Source organism: Breoghania corrubedonensis (genome assembly GCF_003053845.1).
Lineage (GTDB): Bacteria > Pseudomonadota > Alphaproteobacteria > Rhizobiales > Stappiaceae > Breoghania > Breoghania corrubedonensis.
Genome location: NZ_QAYG01000011.1, coordinates 85,578 through 106,149 on the forward strand (window position 1 = coordinate 85,578; position 20,572 = coordinate 106,149).

Genomic DNA, 20,572 nt, shown 5'->3' on the forward strand with positions numbered 1-20,572 from the left:
TTACGCAGGGATAGTGATTGCGCGCGAAAATCGTCGTTCATGCACGGGGCCAGCCTCCGCTGGTCGAGCGCTCCTGCGGTCAGCGGAGCCCCGACCGAAATTTTAATCTCAAAAGCTTTAGGCTTGAAATAATATCGGGGCCCCGATACTCTTGCCCCCACAGTGGCCCTCGCATTGGTGGGAGGGTCCGTCCGCGGCCGCTTTGGTTGCGTGATCGCGTGGCAAGGGGAGGGTGGCCGTTGAAGGTGGCATGTCTCGGGGGCGGTCCCGCCGGTCTCTATTTCGCGATATCCATGAAACTGCGCGACCCCTCGCACGAGGTCGTCGTCATCGAGCGCAACAAGCCCGACGACACGTTCGGCTGGGGCGTGGTGCTTTCCGACGAGACGCTCGACAATCTCGCCGCCAACGATCGGCCGAGCGCGGAAGCGATCCGGGCCCATTTCGCCTATTGGGACGACATCGCCGTCCACTATCGCGGCACCCGCACGCTGTCCACCGGCCACGGCTTCTGCGGCATCGGCCGCAAGCAGCTGCTGATCCTCCTGCAGCAGCGTGCCCGCGAGCTGGGCGTCGAGATGCGGTTCGAGACGGAAGTGGAAAGTGCTGCCCACTATGCCGCCGACCACGATCTCGTCGTCGCCGCCGACGGGCTCAATTCCAGGACCCGGTCCGCCTATGCCGAGCATTTCCGGCCCGATGTCGACGTGCGCAAGTGCAAGTTCGTCTGGCTCGGCACGCACCAGAAGTTCGACGACGCTTTCACCTTCATTTTCGAGGAAACCGACAAGGGCTGGATCTGGGCGCACGCCTACCAGTTCGACGACGACACAGCGACCTTCATCGTCGAGTGCACCGAGGAGACATGGGCCAACTACGGCTTCGGCGAGATGAGCCAGGAGCAGTCGGTCGCGACCTGCGAAAAGATCTTCGAGAAATATCTCGGCGGCCATGCGCTGATGTCGAACGCCCGCCATATCCGTGGCTCGGCCTGGATCAACTTTCCCCGCGTGCTGTGCGAGACGTGGTCCTACAAGAACATCGTGCTGATGGGCGATGCGGCGGCGACCGCGCATTTCTCCATCGGCTCCGGTTCCAAGCTCGCGCTGGAAAGCGCCATCGCGCTTGCCGACTACCTGCACAGCGAGCCGACGATGGAGGCGGCCTTTACCAAGTACGAGGACGAGCGCCGGGTGGAGGTGCTGAAGCTGCAATCGGCGGCGCGCAACTCCATGGAATGGTTCGAGGAGGTGGAGCGCTACCTCCACCTCGATCCGGTGCAGTTCACCTATTCGCTGCTGACCCGCTCGCAGCGCATCTCCCACGAGAACCTGCGTCTGCGCGATGCCGCATGGCTGGAAGGCGCGGAACGCTGGTTCCAGCGTCAGGCCGGCGTAAACGGCAATGCGGCCGTGCGCCATCCGATGTTCGCGCCCTTCGCGCTTCGCGATATGGCGCTGAAGAACCGCATCGTCGTCTCGCCGATGGCGCAGTACAAGGCGGTGGACGGCTGCCCGACCGACTGGCACCTCGTCCATTACGCCGAACGCGCCAAGGGCGGCGCCGGCCTCGTCTATACCGAGATGACCTGCGTTTCGCCGCAAGGCCGCATCACGCCGGGCTGCCCCGGCCTCTATGACGAGACCCACGAGGCCGCATGGCGGCGCATCGTCGATTTCGTCCACGCGGAGACGGACGCGAAGATCTGCGTGCAGATCGGTCATTCGGGAGCCAAGGGCTCCACCCAGCTCGGCTGGGAGGAAATGGACGCACCGCTCCTTGACGGCAACTGGCCGCTGCTGTCGGCCTCCGATGTGCCCTGGTCGCCGGCGAACGCCACCCCGAAGGCGATGGACCACGCCGACATGGACCAGGTGCGCGACCAGTTCGTCGCGGCAACAGAGATGGCCGCGCGCGCCGGCTTCGATATGCTCGAACTGCACTGCGCCCACGGCTACCTGCTCTCCTCCTTCATCACGCCGGTGACCAACACCCGCACCGACGACTACGGCGGCAGCCTCGAAAACCGCATGCGCTATCCGCTGGAGGTCTTTGCGGCGGTGCGCGCCGCGTGGCCGGCGGAAAAACCGGTGTCGGTGCGTATCTCGGCCAACGACTGGGTCGGCGACGAGGGCGTGACGCCGGAGGAGGCGGTGGAGATCGCCCGCATGCTGAAGGCGGCCGGCGTCGATATCTGCGACGTCTCGGCCGGCCAGACGACAAAGCGCGCGCGCCCGGTCTACGGCCGCATGTTCCAGACCCCGTTCTCCGACCGTATCCGTAACGAGACCGGCATGGCGACCATGGCGGTCGGCAACATCTACGAGCCCGATCACGTCAACTCCATCCTGATGGCAGGGCGCGCCGATCTCGTCTGCCTCGCCCGCCCGCATCTGGCCGATCCCTACTGGACGCTGCACGCGGCCTCCGCGCTCGGCGATCGCACGGAAAAGTGGCCCGATCCCTACCTCGCTGGCCGCGATCAGCTCTGGCGGCTTGCGGAACGGGTCGAACAGATGACGGGCAAGGTATGAGCGTTTCGGGAAGGCACGCGCTGGTGACCGGCGGCGGCTCCGGCGTCGGCGCGGCCATCGCGCTTGCGCTTGCAGACGCCGGCGCGAAGGTGACGATCGCGGGCCGGCGCGAGGGGCCGCTTGCCGAGGTCGCCGCCCGCCACGCCTCGATTTTTCCCGTGACCGGCGATGTCACCGATGCCGCCGCTGTCGCCGCGATGGTGGAAGCCGCCGTTGCCCGCAACGGGTCGGTGGAGATCGCCGTCGCCAATGCGGGAGCGGCGACGAGCGCGCCTTTCGCGAGAATGACGGCCGACGACCTGACGTCGATGCTGAACGTCAATCTTCTCGGCGTGGTCAATGTCTGGCAGGCGGTGCTGGGGCCCATGGCGGAGGCGGGAAGCGGCCGTCTCCTCGCCATCGCCTCCACCGCCGGCCTCAAGGGTTACCCTTACGTGTCGGGCTACTGCGCCGCGAAACACGGCGTCATCGGGCTCACGCGGTCGCTGGCGCTGGAACTTGCGCCGACCGGCATCACGGTGAACGCGGTCTGCCCCGGCTACACCGAAACGCCGATGCTGGAGGAAACGCTCGCCAACATCATGGCGAAGACCGGCCGCAGCCGCGAGGAGGCCGCCGCCATCCTCGTGAAGGGCAATCCGCAGGGCCGCTTCATCCAGCCGCGCGAGGTGGCGGATGCCGTGCTCTGGCTCTGCGGCGAGGGGGCGGCCTCGGTCACCGGTCAGGCGATCTCGGTCTCCGGGGGCGAGACATGAAGCCGAAGGCGCCGGGGCCCGAAAAGCGCACCTTGCCGAGTGTTGGGGCCGTGTCCAAGGAGCGGCTGCGGCTCTGGCTGCGCATCCTCAAGGTGTCACGTTTCGTGGAGGCGGAGCTGCGCGAGCGGCTGCGGGTGGAGTTCGGCTCCACCCTGCCGCGCTTCGACGTGCTCGCCGCGCTCTACCGCGATGACACGGGCCTCAGGATGAGCGAATTGTCCGGCGTCCTGCGGGTTTCCAACGGCAACGTCACCGGCATCGTCGACCGGCTGGTGAAGGACGGGCTCATCGTCCGCGTGCCGGTGGAGGGCGACCGCCGCGCCATGATCGTGCGGTTGACGAACCGGGGACGGGAAACCTTCGCCGAGCTCGCCGCCGTGCACGAGGCCTGGGTCGATGAGCTTCTGGGAGCGATCGATCCGGACGAGGCCGATCACCTGATATCGCTGTTCGGCACCATCGCCGACCGGTTCGAAGACAACAAGACACGTGACGTTCAGGGAGGGAAGGGCGCCCATGACGGGGATAGCTGAAGGCTCGACGAAGCACTTTAGATGCACCATCGCCGACGGCATCGCGACCGTCGCGCTTGATCGGCCGGAGCGCAAGAACCCGCTCACCTTCGAAAGCTATGCGGAGTTGCGCGACTGGTTCCGCGCGCTGCGTTACGAGGACGCGATCAAGGCGGTGGTGTTCACCTCCAACGGCGGCAACTTCTCGTCAGGCGGCGACGTACACGACATCATCGGGCCGCTTCTGTCCAAGGACATGAAGGGCCTACTGGAATTCACCCGCATGACCGGCGATCTGGTCAAGGCGATGATCGGTTGCGGCAAGCCGATCGTGGCCGCCGTCGACGGCGTGTGCGTCGGCGCCGGCGCGATCGTCGCCATGGCGAGCGATATCCGCATCGCGACGGCCGACGCCAGGACCGCGTTCCTGTTCACCCGGGTCGGGCTTGCCGGCTGCGACATGGGGGCGTGTGCGATCCTGCCGCGCATTATCGGCCAGAGCCGGGCTGCGGAACTGCTCTACACCGGCCGCGCGATGAGCGCCGAGGAAGGCGAGCGCTGGGGCTTCTATTCCCGCATCGTGGAGCCTGAGGCGCTGGAGGCGGAGGCCGACGCGATCGCAAGGCGCATCGCGGCCGGGCCGACCTTCGGTCACATGATGACCAAGACCATGCTCAACCAGGAATGGAACATGAGCCTCGAACAGGCCATCGAGGCGGAAGCCCAGGCCCAGGCGATCTGCATGCAGACGAAGGATTTCAAGCGCGCCTACGACGCGTTCGTCGCAAAGCAGAAGCCGGTTTTCGGGGGCGATTGATGGCGGACAGGAGCTTTCTCGACTGGCCGTTCTTTGAAGGTCGCCACCGCGCCCTGGCCGAAGGGCTCGACGCCTGGGCCGCCGACACGCTCGCCCATGTCGATCATTGCGACATCGATGCCGCCTGCCGCGATCTGGTGGCAAAGCTCGGCGCGGGCGGCTGGCTCGTCCATTCCGCCGTGGATCCGGATGATCCTTCAAGCGGGCTCGACGTGCGCAGCCTGTGTCTCATCCGCGAAACGCTGGCCCGCCACGAGGGGCTGGCCGATTTCGCCTTCGCCATGCAGGGCCTCGGCACCGGCGCGATCTCGCTTTTCGGGTCGCAGGCGCAAAAGGCCGAATGGCTGACGCGGACGCGGGCCGGCAAGGCATTGTCGGCATTCGCGCTGACGGAGCCCGCCTCGGGCTCCGACGTCGCCAGCATCACGCTGAGCGCGACGCGCGACGGCGACGATTATGTGCTGAACGGCGAGAAGACCTGGATCTCCAACGGCGGCATCGCCGACGTCTACACGCTGTTTGCCCGCACCGGCGAGGGAGAGGGGGCGAAAGGTCTGTCGGCCTTCATCGTGCCCGCAGATCTTCCCGGCTTCACGGTCGCCGAACGGCTGGAAACTGTCGCGCCGCATCCGCTGGCGCGGCTGAGGTTCGAGGACTGCCGCATTCCGGCCTCCGCGATGCTGGGCCAGCCCGGCGCGGGCTTCCGCATCGCCATGTCGGTGCTCGATGTCTTCCGCGCCACGGTGGCGGCCGCCGCGCTCGGCTTTGCGCGCCGCGCGCTCGACGAGACGGTTTCGCGCGTGCAGAGCCGCCATCTCTTCGGCGCGCCATTGTTCGATCTGCAGATGGTCCAGGGGCACGTGGCCGACATGGCGCTCGATGTCGATGCGGCGGCCTTGCTGGTCTACCGGGCGGCGTGGATGAAGGACAAGGGTGCGGCCCGCGTCAGCCGCGAGGCGGCGATGGCCAAGCTCTTCGCCACCGAACAGGCACAGAAGGCCATCGACATGGCGGTCCAGATCCACGGCGGCGAGGGTGTGCGCAAGGGCCACATCGTCGAAAGCCTCTATCGCGAAATCCGGGCGCTCCGGATCTATGAGGGTGCATCCGACGTGCAGAAAGTCATCATTGCCCGCCAGACCCTGGCGGCCGCATCGGGAAAGGCTTGAGCGGACCATGTTTGAGATCATTCATCCCGACGGCTGGCAGGAGCCCAAGGGCTATGCCAACGGCATCGTCGCCGAGGGGCGACAATTCTACATCGCCGGGCAGATCGGCTGGAACCGGGATCAGGTGTTCGAGAGCCGGGATTTCATCGGCCAGATGGAACAGGCGCTCGTCAACATCGTGGATGTGGTGAAGGCCGCCGGCGGCGGTGTCGAGCACATCGTGCGCCTGACCTGGTACGTCATCGACAAGGGCGAATACCTCGCCCGCCAGCGCGAGGTGGGCGAGGCCTACCGCCGTGTGATGGGCCGCCACTTCCCGGCGATGACGATGGTCGTCGTCCAGGCGCTGGTGGAGGACGAGGCGCTGGTGGAGATCGAGGCGACGGCAGTTCTGCCTGCAGTGTGAGGCATGGGGAAGGTAAGGCTAAGGGGATCGGTGCGCCGAAGGCCGCTCCGAGAGCGTTTCATCTTTTCACGGAAGCAGCCGTATCCGCCCCCTCTCCCATAGGGAGAGGGCTGGGGTGAGGGGTGTTGGGCTTTCGTGGATACGGAGAACCTGCCCCCCCTCACCCGGACCTTTGGTCCGACCTCTCCCCATGGGAGAGGTGTTTTCCCTACTGAGCGCTTCCGCCAAAGCATGAACCGCTCCCAAGCCCATTCCCCCAACGCGCCCCCCTCAGGCCGCCCCGCTCTCCGGCATCGCAAATGACGCCACCGTCTGCAGCGCGCCGTCGAGTGCCGTGCCTTTCTCATCCTTGAGTGCCGCTTCCCTCAGCCGGCGCAGCCAGTCGGCGGCGTCCTGCCGGCCTTCCAGCATCGGCAGCGCGCCGATGACCCGGTCGTATTTCGAAAGCCCGCGCGCGTGGGTGTCGCTGTAGCCCTTGATGAGGCGGCGGCAGGCGAGGATCTCCACCGCCAGGGCGTAATCGGCCGGGGCGGTTTCGAGCGCCAGATCGTACCATGTGCCGACATGCGCGCTCTCCACCCGGTGACGCAGCAGCCGGCGCCGCCAGCGCTTCAGCCCCGCAAGCCCCCACAACAGCGTGAAACCGAAAAGACCGTCGGTGCGGATGCGCCGGCCCTTGTTGAGGCGCGCATCGAGCCAGCGCGACAGGCCCGGCCGCGCTTCGATGAAGGCCCCGAGCCCCGCCGGCAGCGTGCCGCAGACTTCCTCGATGCGCGGATGGAAATACTCCGTCACCCGCAGCACGGTTTCGCCATCGACACCCACCTCCCGGCGAACGCGCGCGGACCGGCTCGCCCGCGTCTTCAGATCCGCGACCCGCACGATATCGTCGTAGCACAGCGCGTTGGCGAGATACTTCGCCGCCGTGATGGAGAGCGCGTGGTCGTGGCCTTCGTCATCGAGCGCGACGGCGCGTTCAAGTCCGGCTAGATACTCCGCCCCGTAGGCGAGGTCCTGATAGTCGACCACCTTGCGCAGGCCCGCAAGCGCCATGTCGTGCGCGGGCCGGGGCAGGGCGCGGGTGCGCGAGACGAGCTCCTGCCAGCCGAACAGCAGCGCGGGCGACCCTTGCGCGCCGGCCACCTCATCCGTGCCGCGAACATCGGGCTCTGCCTCGGCCGTCGCCGGTTCGGCACCCGCTACGGTTCTGTCATAGGCGGCACCGAACGCCCTGAGGCTTGCGGCAACGCCCCGGCCGGAGGCGCGGATCGTTTCCTCGTAGCTCTCGCGGGAAAACGGCAGGACGCCGGAGCCCGCCAGCGCGCCGAAGAGGCTCGACGAAATCACGCTGCCGGCCGCAACCGCCATTCTTTCCATGTCGAAGGCGATGAGCGTCTTTGCAGCCTTGCGCGCGGTGTCGAGAACCGCATCCGACGAGCCACGCCCGTCGCCCGGCGCGATCTTTTCCGATACGGCGGCGATGCGGTGGGAGGAGGTGATCAGCGTCGTGCGGTCGGGTGTCACGAAACCGCGCATGACCGAGCGGCCCGCCTCCATCAGCTCCGCCGCGATCAGCACGTCGACATCGCCTTGCGCGGGCGACAGCGAGAAGACCGGCTGGCGGCCGGTGTCCTTGCACATCTCGACATAGTAGATCGTCGCGCCGGTGCGCTGGGCGACGCCGGCGACCGAGGTCGATTGCGCCCGGTAGCCGTTGGCCTCGGCGACGGAGACGATCCAGTCGGTCAGCACCCCGCCGCCCTGGCCGCCGACCGCGAGGATGGCAACCGAGATGATGCGGCCGGCGTCGTCTGCCTTGGGGGCATCGGCCTTCGCGGCCGCAATGGTCTTCTCGTTCATCTCAGATCTCCTCGAAGACGAGGCGGCTGCGGTCGCGCCGGGCCTGCAGCCAGCCGATGACGCGCTGGCGCAGGCGGTTGGCGAAGCGCTCGAAGCCGCTGGGGTTGAACACGGTCTCTGCCTGATAGAACGAGGGGCACAGCACGGCGGCATCCGCCACCTCGCCGCAATTGCCGCAACCGACGCAGGTGTGGTCGATGGCGGCCACCGGATCGTCGCGCAAGGGATCGTCGAGCGTCTTCACCGACAGCGACGGACAGCCCGACAGCCGCATGCAGGCGTGATCGCCGGTGCACACGTCCTCGTCCACACCGAAGCGCGGCTTCACCACGCGCCGCCCCTCCTTGACCGCCGCAGCGAGTTGCGGCTTCTCGCGCCGCTGCCTGTTCAGCATGCATTCCGAGGAAGCGACGATGACCTTCGGGCCCGTCTCATCCGTCGTCAGCGCCTCGCGCAGGGTTTCGTGCATCAGGCCGACATCGTAGGTGCGCTCGATATGGCGGACCCATTTCACGCCCATGCCCTTCACCGCAGCGGTGATCGGGTGCCTGGTCGATTTCGACTTGTTATTGGCGCGCGAGGACAGGATGTCCTGCCCGCCGGTCGCCGCCGAATAGAAATTGTCGACGATGACGATGACGCCGTCGTTGCGGTTGAACACCGCATTGCCGATGGAGGATGTCAGCCCGTTGTGCCAGAAGCCGCCGTCGCCGACAAACGAGATCGAGCGGCGTTTGGCATCCGGCGAATTGAAGGCGGAGGCGGACGCGGGCCCGAGGCCATAGCCCATCGTCGTGCCGCCCAGTTCGAAGGGCGGCATGATCGAGAAGAGATGACAGCCGATGTCGGAGGCGATGTGGTGGGCCCCCAGTTCCTGCTCCACGAGCTTGGTCGCGGCGAAGATCGGGCGTTCCGGGCAGCCGGTGCAGAACCCCGGCGGGCGGCCCGGCACGTTGTCGGCAAGCGGCGTCATGTCGGGCAGCTCGACGGGCCTGTTGGGCGCGCGCACCCGCGCATCGAGAATGCCGGGATCGTGGTCGCGCACGAAGGCGCCGAGGCTGTCGAGCATCACCTGGCCGGTATATTCGCCGGCCATCGGCAGATAGTTCTTGCCGCAGAGCTTCGTCGTGCCGCTGGCCTTGTAGAGCATGTCGCCGAAGGCCTGCTCGATGTGGTTCGGCTGGCCTTCCTCCACCACGATGACCGCGTCCTTGCCCCGGCAGAAATCGAGGAACTGGTCGTCGATCAGCGGATAGACGGCGTTGAGCACATAAAGCGGCACCTTCGTCTCGCCGTAGGTATCGGCAAGACCCGAACGCTGCAGCGCGCGGATGACGCCGTTGTACATGCCGCCCTGCATGACGATGCCGATGCGGCCCGTCTCGGGGCCGAAGAACTCGTTGATGCCGCGCTCCTTGATGAACCGGACGGCGGCCGGCCAGCGCGTGTTGATCTTCTCGTGTTCGTGCAGGAAGGAGGCGGGCGGCAGCACGATGCGGGCGGTGTCGCGGCGCGGGTTTTCCAGCGCGTCGGCAACCGTCACCGGCGGGCGCTTGTTGGCCTTCGTCGTGAAGCTGCCGTGCACATGGCAGCAGCGGATGCGCACCTCCATCATCACCGGCGTGTTGGAGGCTTCCGAAAGCTCGAAGGCATCTTCCACCGTCTTGACGATTGTTGGAAGGTTCGGGCGCGGGTCGAGCAGCCAGACCTGGCTTTTCATCGCGAAGGCGTGGCTGCGCTCCTGCATGATGGAGGAGCCTTCGCCGTAATCCTCGCCGACGATGATCAGCGCGCCGCCGGTGACCCCGCCGGACGCCAGATTGGCGAGCGCGTCGGAGGCGACGTTGGTGCCGACGGTGGACTTGTAGGTCACCGCGCCACGGATCGGATAATGGACGGAGGCCGCCAGCATGGCGGTGGCGGTCGCCTCCGAGGCGGAGGCCTCGAAATGTACGCCGAGTTCGCCCAGAATGTCCTGCGCATCGGCCAGCACGTCCATCAGGTGGCTGATCGGCGCCCCCTGATAGCCGCCGACATAGCCGACGCCGCATTCCAGAAGCGCCTTGGTCATCGCGAGGATGCCCTCGCCGTGGAACTCCTCGCCGTCGCTCAGGCGCAGCTTTTCCACTTCCCTGGCGAAAGAACGTTCGGCCATATTCCCCTCCTCGGCGTCGGTTCGTTAGTCTGCGCGGTATCTTCTTTCTTCGTTGTCATCCCCGCGAAGGCGGGGATCCAGCATTCCAGAGGCCTCGCGTCCGTGCCGCAAAACCCGATCCGGTGGTTACTGGATCCCCGCCTTCGCGGGGATGACAGCGGAGAGCGCGCGCGAAGGGTGCGAGAGCGGACCTGCACCCAGATATCCGCGCCGCTCCGCGTCCTCTAGAAGTCGTGTTCGCGCACGTTGCGCAGCATCTTCTGCAGCACCGCGACGAAGGCGGCGTATTCCGCATCATTCACGTCCCGGAACAGCGAGCGGAAGGCCTGCCACATCACCGGCCACACCTCGTCGAACAGCGCCCGGCCGGCCGGCGTCAGGTGAATGCGGCGGACCCGGTTGTCGGCCTCCAGGGTTTCGCGGCGCAAAAGCCCCTGCGCCTCCATCGCGTCCAGCGTCCGGCTCATCGTCGATTGTTCGGTCACCGTGTAGACGGCAAGCTCGTTGACGGTGAGCCCGTCGGCGACCGCCATCACTGCCAGCGCTCGCATCTGCGGCGTGGTCAGGTCGCGCGAACGCAGGCCCTCGCGCAGATTGGCGTTGTAGCGCCCCATCACCCGGTTCATCAGGTAGGGCGCGAACTGCTGCAGCCCGATCTCGCCGAGCGGCCTGACGGTCTCGCCCCGGTCCGGTCCCTCGGCGGGGCGGGCCGCGTCCCTGCTGTCCTTCAGAGCCTTTTCAGCCATCTTCGCGCGCATGCCGCCTCGTGTTCTCATACCGGGCCTGCGGCCACACAGGCGCGCACCGTATCCCGACACGAGAAAGTCTAAGCTTGAAAATATGCATATGCAATCATTGGTGTGGATGAAATTGCAGGATATTGGGAAGAAAAACAGTCATCTCGGCGCTGAAAACGAATGCAAATGGATATAAAGTGGGCAGGGCCCCAGGGGCATTGGAGCGTTTCACGGCCCGACGGAAGCAAGGCGCCCATCCTTCGAGACGCCGTCTGCGACGGCTCCTCAGGATGACGTTATCGGGTTGTGATTTCGGTGGAACCAACAAGACACACAACGTCATCCTGAGGAGGCGCGTCAGCGCCGTCTCGAAGGATGGGCCGCAGAAAGAATACCCGCGACCCGCTTCCACCAGACCATGAAGCGCTCTACCGCGTGCTCGGCACCACTTCCGTGCGGAACGGATAGTGGAAGTTGCCGCCCTCAAAGGCCGGGAAGCAAGCGAGGTCGGCGCGCATCTCGTGGCGCACCGGCGAATGCAGCGCCGCGGTCAGCGCCTCGGGGCTTTCGAACGCCACGCGGTTGCGCTGCATGTGGTGGACACGCTGCCACGGCAGGTGGTCGCGCCAGTCGAGCCTTGTCAGGATCTCGATTTCCAGAATGCCCGGAAACCGCGCCATGATCGGCGGGTGATTGGCGATGTAGTGATCGTGCCAGGCATTCTCGTCCGCTGCCGGCCCCGGATAGTGGACGGCAAAGCTGCAATGGACGGCGGGCAGGGCGCGCGGCTGCGCTACGGGAAAATGCCGCGTCAGCATCGCCTGATGGCGCACCGTGGCACCGGCAAGCCCCGTTTCGGAGAGGCGGATGGAAGCCGCGCCCGTCGACAGATCGTGCAGGGCGCCGCCGGCAAGGGCGGCCGCCTCCAGCGCCTCGATCTCGTCGTAGCACAGCTGAAACCCGAAACAGGGCGCGCCGGGATCGTCGGTGAAGAGATCGCTGGCCCTGGCCGGCGTATAGATGAGCGCCCGCGTCAGTCCGGGGATCGCGGCAAGGCAATCGCGCACCGCGTCGATTTCCCGTTCGCCGGCCCGAGCTTGGGTATCGTCGGCCTGCGCCCCGGCGGGGGCTTCGAAGAAGACGAGGTGGGAAAAGCGCATCGCGGGTACGCTCAGCATGCGCCGTCGTGTTCACTGGCCTTGTGGACGGAGGCCTTGAGCACGCCGAGCCGCGCCCACAGGTCCTCCTGCGCGCTCTCGTCCATCGCGCCGATGAGTTCGCCCAACCAGTCGCCATGGGCCTTGGCCATCTCGGCGAAGACCGTCTTTCCATGCGGCGTCAGCCGCACCCGGACCGCACGCCGGTCGGTCTCGGAGACCTGACGTTCCAGCAGGCCCTCCTGCACGAGGCGCTCGACAAGCCCGGTGACATTGCCGTTGGAAACCATCATCCGGCGCGACAGCTCGCCCAGCATGATGCCGTCAGGCGCGCGTTCCAGCTGCGCCATCAGGTCGAAGCGCGGCAGCGTGGTGGCGAAGCGTTCGCGCAGCCGCTTGCGGATCTCCGCCTCGATCAGGTTGGCGCAGGTCAGCAGCCTCAGCCACAGCCGCAATTCCGTGCGATGGTCATTGGGGCGCGCGTGCAGGCCCGTTTCCGCATCAAGCGGTTCCGATATGTCTGTTTCAGTCCTCTTGCGCACGCGCGGTCTCCGCCTCTCGTCACCGTTCGGTCGATCCCGGCCCTTGTTGCCGGCCACATTGGCGCTGGCGTTCCGTGGGCCCCTTGAAACGGACCGCCTGGGTGCGGGCGGCAGGGGGCGTCGTTCAACGGAAATTTCCTTGGATCGACAATTTGTTTTAGGTCTAAATAAATCCTGTGCCACGTTCAATATACAAGATCCCGCATTGAATCCACCGTTTGTCGTGGCAAATGCGGGGCTTGGGAAGAAAGTGTCGCGGGCCGGCCGGAGGAGCGTCCGCACCGCTCATGCCACTCCGCCGTCATCACCCGGCTCGGTCCGGGTGATCCAGCGCCCCCGCCCGCCCATGCCGTCGCCGGCAAAGACGGTGGAGGGATTGAAGGACGCAGCACGACCTCAAACCGGACAGAAACGGCCGTACCGGACGAGATATTTTACTCTTGTAATTTTTAAGATTAAAGTATTGACTGGTTCCGGCACAAAACGAGGGGGAGCGGATGAAGATTGCGGTTCTCGGGGGCGGAAACGGATCCTACGCGGCAGCAGCCGACCTGTCGGATGCGGGGCATGAAGTCCGCTTCTGGCGGCGCGATGCCGATGGATTTCGCTCTCTCCTGGAAACGAAGACGATCCGCCTGCGCGATGCCGCCGGTGTGCGCGATGCGGCAATCGCCCTGCCGACGCTCGATATCGGCGAGGCGGTAACCGGCGCCGAGCTGATCGTCGTCCCGACCCCGGCCTTCGCGCAAGCCGACATCGCCGCTCTGCTGGCCCCGCATCTTGGCGACGGTCAGGTGATCTTCCTGCCGCCGGGCACTTTCGGCTCCTATGTCATGATGAAGGTCCTGCGCGACAAAGGCTGCACGGCGGAAGTGATGATCGCCGAAACCGGCACGCTGCCCTGGCTCGCGCGCAAGCACGGGGCAGACGAGGTTGCGATCACCACCCGCGCCTCGCGCCTGCCCACCGGCGTCATGCCCGCGCGGCTGACGGACAAGGCCATCGCCGTCATCGCGCAGGCCTTTCCCGATACGATCGAGCCGATCGAGGATGCGCTGTCGGGCGCGCTGATGAACGCCGGACCGATCATCCACCCGCCGCTCATCTTCATGAATGCCGGCCCGATCGAGCATTTCGACCGCTGGGACATCCACAACGAGGGCACGCAGCCCTCCATCCGCCGGGTGCACGGCGCGCTCGACGGCGAACGCATCGCGGTGCGCGAGGCGCTGGGCTACGGCGCGCCGCATTTCCCGCTCGCCGACCACTACAACACGTCAAACTGGATGTACGGCAACCTCGCGCACGACAAGCTGGTCGATTCCGGCGACTGGCACGAGAAGCTCGATTTCTCCACCCACCGCTACCTTCAGGAGGATACGCGCATGGGCCTGTCCTTCCTCGTCTCGGTTGGCGAATGGGCGGGCGTCCCGGTTCCTGTCGCCGCCGGCCTGCTCGCCATCGCCAGCGCGGTTGCCGGGGACGATTTCCGCACATCCGGCCGCACGCTGAAAACGCTCGGGCTCAATGGCATGAGCCGTGCGGACATGACCGCCATGCTCATGCAGGGGGTCTGATCCGATGGCTTCCGCGCGTCCCGTCATCGCCTGCGTCGGGGCCGGCCGCATGGGGCGCGGCATCGCCCATTGCGCGGCCTGGGCCGGCCACGACATCCGCCTCGTCGATGCCAAGCAGCGCGATGCGGAAGGCTACGCGCGGTTGGAAGCGGACACGTTCGACGAAATCCGCTCCACGCTGGAGATGATTGCCGGCCTCGGTGGCTTCGACGCCGCGCATGTCGATGCGATCCTGAAGCGCGTGAGCGTTGTGCCGCGCGAGAAAGCGGGCGAAGCGCTGGCGGATGCCCGCATCGTCTTCGAGGCGGTGCCGGAAACCGACGAGGCCAAGCGCGACGCGCTGGCGCTGATCGATGCCGCCGCCGGGCCTGAGGCGATCGTCGCCTCCACCACCTCCACCTATCTCTCCACGCAGCTTGCCGCACTTTCCGGCCGCCCGGCGCGCTTTCTCAACGCCCACTGGCTGAACCCGGCCTTCCTCGTGCCCCTCGTCGAGCTCAGCCCCACGCACGAGACCGACCGCGCGGTCGTGGACGAACTCAAGACCCTGCTGGAGGCCATCGGCAAGGTGCCGGTCGAATGCGCCGCCAGCCCCGGCTACATCGTCCCGCGCATCCAGATGCTCGCCATGAACGAGGCCGCAAGGATGGTGGAGGAAGGCGTGGCCTCGGCCGAGGACATAGACAAGGCGACCCGCTACGGCTTCGGTTTCCGCTTCGCCGTCCTCGGACTTCTGGAGTTCATCGACTGGGGCGGCGGCGATATCCTCTTTCACGCCAGCCGCTACATGGCCGAGGTGACGGGGGAGAAGCGCTTCGAGGCCCCCACGCTCATCCACGAGAACATGGAAGAAAACCGCCGGGGCCTGCGCGACGGTCGCGGTTTCTACGATTACGATGGCATGGACGTTGCAGCCTACCGGCGCCAGCGCATGGAAGGCTTCATGGCGATGCTGCGCATGGCGGGGCTCGACAGGCCCCCGGCCGTCGCTGCGCCGGAAAAGAGCAACTGAGCCGGAAACGAGCATTCTGGGAGGACAGCGCCTTGGAGGATCTCGCCTTCATCGTCCGCAAGATCATCACCGAGACGCCGCTGGTGCGCGCCGTGGTGCTGGAGACCGCGCGCGATGCGGCGCTGCCGGACTGGACGCCGGGCGCCCATATCCGGGTGAAGCTTCCCGGCGGCGGCGACAGGCCCTATTCGCTGGTCGATCATCCCGACTGGCGCACAGGCCGGCACTATGTCCTCGGCGTGCGCCGCGAGGAGCAGAGCGCCGGCGGCTCCGACTATATCCACGCCCTTGCCGAGGGCGACCGGGTCGAGGCGAAAGGGCCGATCAACCAGTTCGAACTGAGATCCGCGCCCGATCCCGTGCTGCTGATCGCCGGCGGCATCGGCATCACGCCGATCCTGTCGATGGCCGCGCGGCTCGCCGCCGGGGAGCGCGACTTCCGCCTCCACTATTGCGGCCGGGCGAAAGGCGAACTCGCCTTCCTCGCCACGCTCGAACCCTTTTGTGGCGCGCGTCTGGCGGTCCATTATGACGATACGGCACCGGGCCGGCCCGATTTCGCGGATCTGATCGCCGAGCTGCCAGCGGACGCCACCGCCTATGTCTGCGGCCCCACGGGCATGATCGAGGCGGTGAAGGCGGCCTGGGCTGAGGCCAAACGGCCGGCCGATCAGCTGGTTTTCGAACTGTTCACCGCGCCGGCCATCCATGCCGGCGGGGACGCCGCTTTCGACGTCAAGATCGCCTCGAGCGGCGAGATCGTCACGGTCGCGGCCGACCAGACGATCATCGAGGCGCTGGAGGCGGCCGGCCATGATGTCGTCTATGATTGCCAGCGCGGCGATTGCGGCATCTGCCAGACCGGCGTGCTGGAGGGAATACCCGACCACCGCGATGTCGTGCTGTCGGATGAGGAAAAGGCGTCCAACACGGTGATGCAGATATGCGTCTCGAGATCGAAGACGCCGCTCCTCGTGCTGGACCTTTAGGAGGGATGATGGAAGGCGTGAGTTTGTCAGCCGGCGCCCGCTCCACCCTCGATTGTCATCCCCGCGAAGGCGGGGATCCAGTAACCCCGGGATCGGGTTTGGGGGGAGGTCCGCGCCGTCTCTGGAATGCTGGATTCCCGCCTTCGCGGGAATGACAATCGAGCAATGAGCTGGGGAGCGGAGACGGAGCGTAACGCCGAACGAATGCGGCGGTGCTCCGCGGGTAGCGGACCTTGAGCCGGTCCGCCAGCGGTCAGGTTCAAAGAGCCTTTAGAGGATGGGAGAGTTGTCATGGGAAAGTACGCGAGCGACCCGCAAGCGCTGAAGGCGCTGGTCAAGCCGGAATGCGTCCATCGCGACGTCTACATCGATCCGGATGTCTTCCAACTCGAGATGAAGCGGCTTTTCGCCAACACCTGGGTCTATGTCGGCCATGCCAGCCAGATCCCGAACCCCGGCGACTACCTGACAACCGACATCGGCGACCAGCCGGTGCTGGCCTCGCGCCATGGCGACGGTTCCATCCACGTCCTCTACAACCGCTGCCCGCACAAGGGCACCAAGATCGCGTCCGAGCCTTGCGGCAACACCGGAAAGTTCTTCCGCTGTCCCTATCACGCATGGTCGTTCAAGACCGACGGCAAGCTGCTCGCGATCCCGATGAAGAAGGGCTACGAGGGCACCGGCCTCAAGCAGTCCGACGCGTCCCGGGGCCTGAAGCCCGTCGGCGCCACCCATGTCCACCGCGATTTCATCTTCGCCCGGCTTGCGCCCGAGGGCATCGGCTTTGAGGATTTCTTCGGCGAGAGCCTGACCTCCATCGACAATATGGTCGACCGCTCGCCGGAGGGAAAGCTGGTACTGGAAGGCGCGCCCTTGCGCTACATGCACACCTGCAACTGGAAGATGCTGGTGGAGAACCAGACCGACACCTGCCACCCGATGGTCGCGCACGAATCCTCCGCCGGCACCGCGGTCTCTGTCTGGGAGCGCGAGAAGGAGAAGGGCGGGCCGAAGCCGATGGCGGTGGAGCTCTACGCTCCCTTCATGTCGTCCTACGACTTCTTCGAAGGCATGGGCCTGCGCGTCTGGCCGAACGGTCACGGCCACACCGGCGTCAACACCTCCATCCACGCCGATTATTCCGCCGTGCCGGGTTATTTCGAGCAGATGGTGGAGGCCTACGGCGAGGAACGCGCGAAGAAGATCCTCGGTGAGAACCGGCACAACACGGTCTACTTCCCCAACATCATGATCAAGGGGCCGATCCAGACGCTGCGCGTCTTCAAGCCCATCGCCGCCGACCGCACGCTGGTGGAGAGCTACACCTTCCGCCTCGTCGGCGCCCCCGACATGCTGTTCGAGCGCACGCTCATGTACAACCGCTTCATCAACGCCCCCACCTCCATCGTCGGTCACGACGATCTGGAGATGTACGAGCGCGCCCAGCAGGGCCTCCATGCCGACGGTCAGGAATGGGTCGATATCCGCCGCCTTTACGAACCGGGCGAGGCGGAGGACGTGACGGATCTCGCCGGCGGCACGTCGGAACGCCAGATGCGCAACCAGTTCCACGCCTGGCTGAAATTCATGAACGCCCCCGGCGATGCGACCTCGGGCGAAGACAGCGCGCAGGACCGGGAGGCGGCCGAATGATAGTCGATAGCACCGAGACGACCCGCGTCACCGAGAAGGACCTGATCGATTTCGTCACCCGCGAAGCGCGTCTTCTCGACGAGCTGCGCTACGACGACTGGCTCGCGCTCTTTGCCGAAGACGGTTACTACTGGATGCCGCTGGAATGGCAGCAGAGCGATCCGAGGCTGCAGCCCTCGCTCATGTACGAGGACCGGCTGCTGCTGACCGTGCGCGTCGAACGGCTCGCCGGCGCGCGCACCTTCTCGCAAAAGCCCAAAAGCCGCTGCCAGCACCTGTTGCAGCTGCCGCAGGTCGACGAGATGGACGCGGCGGCGAATGTCTTCAAGACCTACACCCCCTTCCACTATGCCGAGACGCGCGGCGACGAAATCACCTTCTATGCCGGCTGGGCGCGCCACACGCTCAGGCTGGAGGGGGGCAAGCTGAAGATCGTCCTGAAGCGGGTGGATCTCGTCAATTTCGATGCCGCCTTCGGCAACATCCAGCTTTTCATGTGAGGCACGGCGCATGACGCTTACGACCGGCCTTCTTCCCGAACTGTTGCCCGAACTGCTGCCCGGCGTCCTGGACGACGCCTCCGTCTTCGGCCGCTTCCGCCGCACCGCCGGGCGTTTTCCCGACCGGCCGTTCCTCGCGGTCCTGCCGGAGACGGCGCAGGTCTATGGCATCGAGCCGGGCGAAATCTCCTACGGCGCGATGTTGGAGGCGGTGGAGGCCCGCGCCGCGCTCTTTTCGCAAGCCGGCTACGGCGCCGGCCACCGGGTTGCGATGCTGTTGCAGAACCGGCCGGATTTCCTGATCAACTGGTTCGCGCTCAATGCGCTCGGCGTCTCCGTGGTGCCGATCAATCCGGACCTGCGCTCCGCCGAACTGGAATACCTGATCGGCCATTCCGAAGCCGCGCTCGTGGTGGCGATCCCCGAGCGGGTCGCGGAGCTCGCCGCCGCGGCTGAGGCCGCCGGAACGGGCTCAGGCAGCATCGCGCACGTTATCACCCCGCACGATCTGATCCCGGCCCCGCCGCGCCCCGCCGCAAACCGGGACGCTGCGCCCGACCGCGCAACGGAATGCGCGCTGCTCTATACCTCCGGCACCACCGGCCGGCCGAAGGGCTGCGTGCTCGCCAACGACTATTTCCTGCTCGCCGGCGAATGGTACGCCACCGTCGGCGATCTGTGCGCGCTCCATGTCGAGCCGGCCGAGCGCATGCTCACCCCGCTGCCCGTCTTCCACATGAACGCCATGGCCTATTCCGTCATGGCGATGATGACGGTGGGGGGCTCGATCTGCATCCTCGACCGCTTCCATCCCCGCTCCTGGTGGGCGAGCGTGCGCGGCTTCGGCGCCACCGTGATCCATTATCTCGGTGTCATGCCGGCCATGCTGATGTCGGCTCCGCCATCGCCCGCCGACCGCGATCACAAGGTCCGCTTCGGCTTCGGCGCGGGCGTCGACCGCACCCTTCACGCGCCCTTCGAGGAGCGCTTCGGCTTTCCGCTGCTGGAGGCCTGGGCGATGACCGAAACGGGGGCCGGCGCCGTCGTCATAGCCAGCACCGAGCCGCGCAAGATCGGCACGAGCTGTTTCGGCAAGCCGGGGCCTGAAATGGATATCGCGATCCGCCGCGAGGACGGCTCGGAAGCGGGCACGGATGAGCCGGGCGAATTGCTGGTGCGCTGGGCAGGGCCCGATCCGAAGCGCGGTTTTTTCCGCGAATACCTGAAGGATGCGGAGGCCACCGCTGCGGCCTGGGCCGGCGGCTATCTCAACACCGGCGACGTGGTCTCGCGCGATGCCGACGGCCGGTTCCATTTCATCGACCGCAAGAAGAACGTCATCCGCCGCTCCGGCGAGAACATTTCGGCGGTGGAGGTGGAGGCGGTGCTGGTCACCCATCCCGGCGTCCGTCAGGTCGCCGTGGCGCCGACGCCCGATCCCGTTCGCGGCGATGAGGTGGTGGCGCTGGTGGTGCCGGAAAATCCGCCCGCCGACGAGGCCGCCGCGCGGCGTCTGGCTGAGGACATCGTGCGCTTCTGCCTGTCGCGGCTTGCCTACTACAAGGCGCCGGGCTTCGTCGCCTTCGTGTCCTCGATCCCGCTCACCTCGACGGAAAAGATCCAGCGCGGCGCGCTGAAGATCGCCGTGGAGGAGGCCATCGCCTCCGGCCGCGCGCTTGATACCTGCGCCATGAAGAAGCGGACGGCGTAGCATGAATGAGTGTCTGCCAACCGGCCCCGCAATGCCCCGCGATATCGCGATCCGCACCCCTCAAGGGGGAGAGAGACTGGCTCCGCGCCCTTGGAAAGTCTCCGCCACAAGCAGGGCGCCCTCATTCCCCTCCCCCTTGAGGGGAGGGGGCAGGGGTGGGGGTAAGCCGCGTCCGCAAAGCCCGCGAGACCCGTTCGAAACACCGGCCCAACCCCCGCCCATGAGGTCGACGGCTCAAATCTCTCCCCGTCGTTGCCGGCTCCGATCGGCAATCGCGCGTCCCTGTTCAATCTCGTTGGCGTCATCCCGGGCGCGTTGCAGCACGCCAGTGCTGCTGCGCAGACCCGGGACCTCGAGCGGCGGACACCGAGGGGTGATCCCGGATCTGCGAGGCGGTACTTCGCACCGCGTCGCGTCCGGGATGACGCTGGAGAGACTTGTTGAAATAACGGAGATCCGGCGGTCCAAGCTCAAGCGCAGGCC

At 66.4% G+C, this 20,572-nt stretch carries 17 protein-coding genes; 12 read left to right on the forward strand and 5 right to left on the reverse strand.

The genetic code is table 11. The features are described from left to right. Nucleotides 1-239: 239 nt before the first annotated feature. The 6 genes from C8N35_RS20640 to C8N35_RS20665 are packed head-to-tail and all read left to right on the forward strand — an operon-like array spanning nt 240 to nt 6,193. Nucleotides 240-2,534, forward strand: coding sequence for a bifunctional salicylyl-CoA 5-hydroxylase/oxidoreductase (locus tag C8N35_RS20640; protein WP_107991634.1), 2,295 nt, complete (start codon nt 240-242; stop codon nt 2,532-2,534). Continuing rightward, a complete protein-coding gene (locus C8N35_RS20645) occupies nt 2,531-3,289 on the forward strand; it encodes an SDR family NAD(P)-dependent oxidoreductase (RefSeq protein ID WP_107991635.1) in 759 nt (252 codons plus the stop codon). The genes C8N35_RS20640 and C8N35_RS20645 overlap by 4 nt, the downstream gene beginning before the upstream one ends. Beyond that, nucleotides 3,286-3,822 carry a MarR family winged helix-turn-helix transcriptional regulator gene (locus C8N35_RS20650; protein ID WP_107991636.1) on the forward strand — a complete coding sequence of 179 codons (537 nt, stop codon included), beginning with the start codon at nt 3,286-3,288 and terminating at the stop codon, nt 3,820-3,822. The genes C8N35_RS20645 and C8N35_RS20650 overlap by 4 nt, the downstream gene beginning before the upstream one ends. Further along, complete coding sequence (locus C8N35_RS20655) at nt 3,806-4,618, forward strand: enoyl-CoA hydratase family protein (protein WP_107991637.1); 813 nt, start codon at nt 3,806-3,808, stop codon at nt 4,616-4,618. The genes C8N35_RS20650 and C8N35_RS20655 overlap by 17 nt, the downstream gene beginning before the upstream one ends. Then, entirely contained in the window at nt 4,618-5,787 is a 1,170-nt protein-coding gene (locus tag C8N35_RS20660; protein ID WP_107991638.1) for an acyl-CoA dehydrogenase family protein, read from the forward strand. The genes C8N35_RS20655 and C8N35_RS20660 overlap by 1 nt, the downstream gene beginning before the upstream one ends. A gap of 7 nt (nt 5,788-5,794) precedes the next feature. After that, nucleotides 5,795-6,193, forward strand: coding sequence for a RidA family protein (locus tag C8N35_RS20665; protein WP_107991639.1), 399 nt, complete (start codon nt 5,795-5,797; stop codon nt 6,191-6,193). A 270-nt stretch (nt 6,194-6,463) separates the two neighbouring features. Here the strand turns inward: C8N35_RS20665 and C8N35_RS20670 are convergent, their stop codons facing one another. From C8N35_RS20670 to C8N35_RS20690, 5 genes are all read right to left on the reverse strand, one after another. Continuing rightward, nucleotides 6,464-8,053 carry an indolepyruvate oxidoreductase subunit beta family protein gene (locus C8N35_RS20670; RefSeq protein ID WP_107991640.1) on the reverse strand — a complete coding sequence of 530 codons (1,590 nt, stop codon included), beginning with the start codon at nt 8,051-8,053 and terminating at the stop codon, nt 6,464-6,466. A gap of 1 nt (nt 8,054) precedes the next feature. Next, the gene (locus C8N35_RS20675; protein WP_107991641.1) at nt 8,055-10,208 is read right to left on the reverse strand and encodes a thiamine pyrophosphate-dependent enzyme; all 2,154 of its coding nucleotides are present in this window, start codon (nt 10,206-10,208) and stop codon (nt 8,055-8,057) included. Nucleotides 10,209-10,432: 224 nt separating this feature from the next. Next, nucleotides 10,433-10,954 carry a MarR family winged helix-turn-helix transcriptional regulator gene (locus tag C8N35_RS20680; protein WP_107991710.1) on the reverse strand — a complete coding sequence of 174 codons (522 nt, stop codon included), beginning with the start codon at nt 10,952-10,954 and terminating at the stop codon, nt 10,433-10,435. 419 nt (nt 10,955-11,373) lie between these two features. Beyond that, on the reverse strand, nt 11,374-12,123 hold the full coding sequence (locus C8N35_RS20685) for a hypothetical protein (protein WP_210203630.1): 750 nt from the start codon (nt 12,121-12,123) through the stop codon (nt 11,374-11,376). Next, nucleotides 12,117-12,644 (reverse strand): MarR family winged helix-turn-helix transcriptional regulator, encoded by a 528-nt coding sequence (locus tag C8N35_RS20690; protein ID WP_245926891.1) that lies wholly within the window; start codon nt 12,642-12,644, stop codon nt 12,117-12,119. Before C8N35_RS20690 ends, C8N35_RS20685 begins: the two co-directional genes overlap by 7 nt. Before the next feature lie 497 nt (nt 12,645-13,141). Between C8N35_RS20690 and C8N35_RS20695 the strand changes: the two genes are divergently transcribed. The 6 genes from C8N35_RS20695 (at nt 13,142) to C8N35_RS20720 (ending at nt 20,089) form a co-directional block, all read left to right on the forward strand. Then, nucleotides 13,142-14,221, forward strand: coding sequence for an NAD/NADP-dependent octopine/nopaline dehydrogenase family protein (locus tag C8N35_RS20695; protein WP_107991642.1), 1,080 nt, complete (start codon nt 13,142-13,144; stop codon nt 14,219-14,221). Between the two features lie 4 nt (nt 14,222-14,225). Then, entirely contained in the window at nt 14,226-15,233 is a 1,008-nt protein-coding gene (locus tag C8N35_RS20700; RefSeq protein WP_107991643.1) for a 3-hydroxybutyryl-CoA dehydrogenase, read from the forward strand. Between the two features lie 32 nt (nt 15,234-15,265). Continuing rightward, on the forward strand, nt 15,266-16,222 hold the full coding sequence (locus C8N35_RS20705) for a PDR/VanB family oxidoreductase (protein WP_107991644.1): 957 nt from the start codon (nt 15,266-15,268) through the stop codon (nt 16,220-16,222). A 291-nt stretch (nt 16,223-16,513) separates the two neighbouring features. Next, complete coding sequence (locus C8N35_RS20710; protein ID WP_107991645.1) at nt 16,514-17,878, forward strand: aromatic ring-hydroxylating dioxygenase subunit alpha; 1,365 nt, start codon at nt 16,514-16,516, stop codon at nt 17,876-17,878. Next, nucleotides 17,875-18,378, forward strand: coding sequence for an aromatic-ring-hydroxylating dioxygenase subunit beta (locus C8N35_RS20715; protein ID WP_107991646.1), 504 nt, complete (start codon nt 17,875-17,877; stop codon nt 18,376-18,378). The genes C8N35_RS20710 and C8N35_RS20715 overlap by 4 nt, the downstream gene beginning before the upstream one ends. Before the next feature lie 10 nt (nt 18,379-18,388). After that, nucleotides 18,389-20,089: an AMP-binding protein gene (locus tag C8N35_RS20720; RefSeq protein ID WP_107991647.1), complete on the forward strand. Its 1,701-nt coding sequence runs from the start codon at nt 18,389-18,391 to the stop codon at nt 20,087-20,089. Nucleotides 20,090-20,572: the final 483 nt, after the last annotated feature.

Excerpts from the sequence above, each read along its gene's own strand:
- C8N35_RS20645 (WP_107991635.1), top strand. The coding sequence starts at position 2,531 with ATGAGCGTTTCGGGAAGGCACGCGCTGGTGACCGGCGGCGGCTCCGGC.
- C8N35_RS20650 (WP_107991636.1), top strand. The coding sequence starts at position 3,286 with ATGAAGCCGAAGGCGCCGGGGCCCGAAAAGCGCACCTTGCCGAGTGTT.
- C8N35_RS20655 (WP_107991637.1), top strand. The coding sequence starts at position 3,806 with ATGACGGGGATAGCTGAAGGCTCGACGAAGCACTTTAGATGCACCATC.
- C8N35_RS20660 (WP_107991638.1), top strand. The coding sequence starts at position 4,618 with ATGGCGGACAGGAGCTTTCTCGACTGGCCGTTCTTTGAAGGTCGCCAC.
- C8N35_RS20665 (WP_107991639.1), top strand. The coding sequence starts at position 5,795 with ATGTTTGAGATCATTCATCCCGACGGCTGGCAGGAGCCCAAGGGCTAT.
- C8N35_RS20670 (WP_107991640.1), bottom strand. The coding sequence starts at position 8,053 with ATGAACGAGAAGACCATTGCGGCCGCGAAGGCCGATGCCCCCAAGGCA.
- C8N35_RS20675 (WP_107991641.1), bottom strand. The coding sequence starts at position 10,208 with ATGGCCGAACGTTCTTTCGCCAGGGAAGTGGAAAAGCTGCGCCTGAGC.
- C8N35_RS20680 (WP_107991710.1), bottom strand. The coding sequence starts at position 10,954 with ATGGCTGAAAAGGCTCTGAAGGACAGCAGGGACGCGGCCCGCCCCGCC.
- C8N35_RS20685 (WP_210203630.1), bottom strand. The coding sequence starts at position 12,123 with ATGCTGAGCGTACCCGCGATGCGCTTTTCCCACCTCGTCTTCTTCGAA.
- C8N35_RS20695 (WP_107991642.1), top strand. The coding sequence starts at position 13,142 with ATGAAGATTGCGGTTCTCGGGGGCGGAAACGGATCCTACGCGGCAGCA.
- C8N35_RS20700 (WP_107991643.1), top strand. The coding sequence starts at position 14,226 with ATGGCTTCCGCGCGTCCCGTCATCGCCTGCGTCGGGGCCGGCCGCATG.
- C8N35_RS20710 (WP_107991645.1), top strand. The coding sequence starts at position 16,514 with ATGGGAAAGTACGCGAGCGACCCGCAAGCGCTGAAGGCGCTGGTCAAG.
- C8N35_RS20715 (WP_107991646.1), top strand. The coding sequence starts at position 17,875 with ATGATAGTCGATAGCACCGAGACGACCCGCGTCACCGAGAAGGACCTG.
- C8N35_RS20720 (WP_107991647.1), top strand. The coding sequence starts at position 18,389 with ATGACGCTTACGACCGGCCTTCTTCCCGAACTGTTGCCCGAACTGCTG.